This is a genomic window from Micromonospora sp. NPDC049801 (genome assembly GCF_040656575.1).
Lineage (GTDB): Bacteria > Actinomycetota > Actinomycetes > Mycobacteriales > Micromonosporaceae > Micromonospora.
The window spans coordinates 33,164-34,732 of sequence record NZ_JBFAMS010000026.1 but is presented as its reverse complement, the minus strand read 5'-3'; the positions used below and the strand labels follow the sequence as shown (position 1 = coordinate 34,732).

1 protein-coding gene and 1 pseudogene are annotated in these 1,569 nt (G+C 70.7%); both read left to right on the top strand.

Translation table 11 applies throughout. The annotated features are described in order from the left end of the window. Positions 1–760, top strand: a pseudogene (locus tag AB0I89_RS31465) (hypothetical protein); the annotation flags it as partial. A gap of 1 nt (position 761) precedes the next feature. Then, the gene (locus AB0I89_RS31460; RefSeq protein WP_357134211.1) at positions 762–1,451 is read left to right on the top strand and encodes a class F sortase; all 690 of its coding nucleotides are present in this window, start codon (positions 762–764) and stop codon (positions 1,449–1,451) included. Positions 1,452–1,569 lie beyond the last annotated feature (118 nt).

The following is a 1,569-nucleotide window of genomic DNA, read 5'->3' as shown; positions in this document are numbered from 1 at the left end:
CTGGGACTCCAAGGACGAAGACAAGAAGGACTGGGACTCCAAGGACGAAGACAAGAAGGACTGGGACTCCAAGGACGAAGACAAGAAGGACTGGGACTCCAAGGACGAAGACAAGAAGGACTGGGAGTCCAAGGGCCACGAGTCCGAGGGCCACGACTACGGCTCCGACGACGAGTACGGCTCCGACAAGAGCTGGGAGTCCAAGGGCCACGAGTCCGAGGGCCACGACTACGGCTCGGACGACGAGTACGGCTCCGACAAGAGCTGGGAGTCCAAGGACGACGAGTCCAAGGGCCACGACTACGGCTCGGACGACGAGTACGGCTCGGAGAAGAGCTGGGAGTCCAAGGGCCACGAATCCGAGGGCCACGACTACGGCTCCGACGACGAGTACGGCTCCGACAAGAGCTGGGAGTCCAAGGGCCACGAATCCGAGGGCCACGACTACGGCTCCGACGACGAGTACGGCTCCGACAAGAGCTGGGACAAGGGCGGCCGCGACGACGAGCGCGAGTTCGTCTACTACGGCGAGGCCAAGGTCGACAAGGACGCCAAGCCGGGTCGCTACGAGCTCAAGGGCTCGTGCGGCGAGGGCGAACTGGTCGTCCTGCCGCACGGCGGGGTCGACGGTGGTGACGGCGGCGTCAGCACCGGCACCGACCGTGGCCTGGCCACCGGCGGTGCGAGCCTGCTCGGCGCTGCCGCGCTCGGCGGGATCGTGCTGATGCGTCGTCGGCGGACCGATGGTTCGCTCGCCTGACGTGACGGCGACACCGGCCGGCGGCCGTCACGGGAGACCGTGGCGTGCCGCCGGTGCGGCCGTCGTCGTCACCCTCGCCATGATCGGCGCCGGCATGATCGGCGCCTCGTTGCAGACCACGCCCGCTCCCCGACCCCCACAGCCGTTGGCCCAGGCCGGCCCCGAGGTCAGCGGGTCGGCGGTCCCCGACAGCGACATCCCACCCGTCGACGGCGAAGCGGCGCCGACCGCGCTGACCCGGTCCGCTCCGACCACCATCGAGATTCCCCGGATCGGCGTCGACGCGACGATCATGTCGCTGGGCACCAACCCGGACGGCACCGTCCAGGTCCCCCCGCTGGAGCAGGCCGACCGGGCTGGTTGGTACGAGCCGGGGGCCAGCCCCGGCGAGACCGGTAACGCGGTCATCGTCGGGCACGTGGACTCGGCGAAGCTCGGCCCGGCCGTCTTCTTCGATCTTGGCGCGCTCGTGCCCGGTGACACGATCACCGTGCGGCGGGCGGATGGCCGGCCGGCGACGTTCCGGGTCGACTCGGTGAAGTCGTACCCGAAGACGTCCTTCCCCACCGAGTTGGTCTACGGGCCGAACGACCGGCCCGGCCTGCGGGTGGTGACGTGCGGCGGCCAGTTCGACGAGACCGTGCGCAGCTACCCCGACAACGTGGTCGTCTTCGCCACCCTGGCGGCGTGACCAACCCGTACACGAAGCGGTCCGGCGGGGGGGGTGAACCCGCGGGGGCGGGCCGCCGCCGGGGGGGGGTCTATGGGCGGCGGCCCGGGCCCGCCCCGGGTGGGGCGCGCGGGCCCCC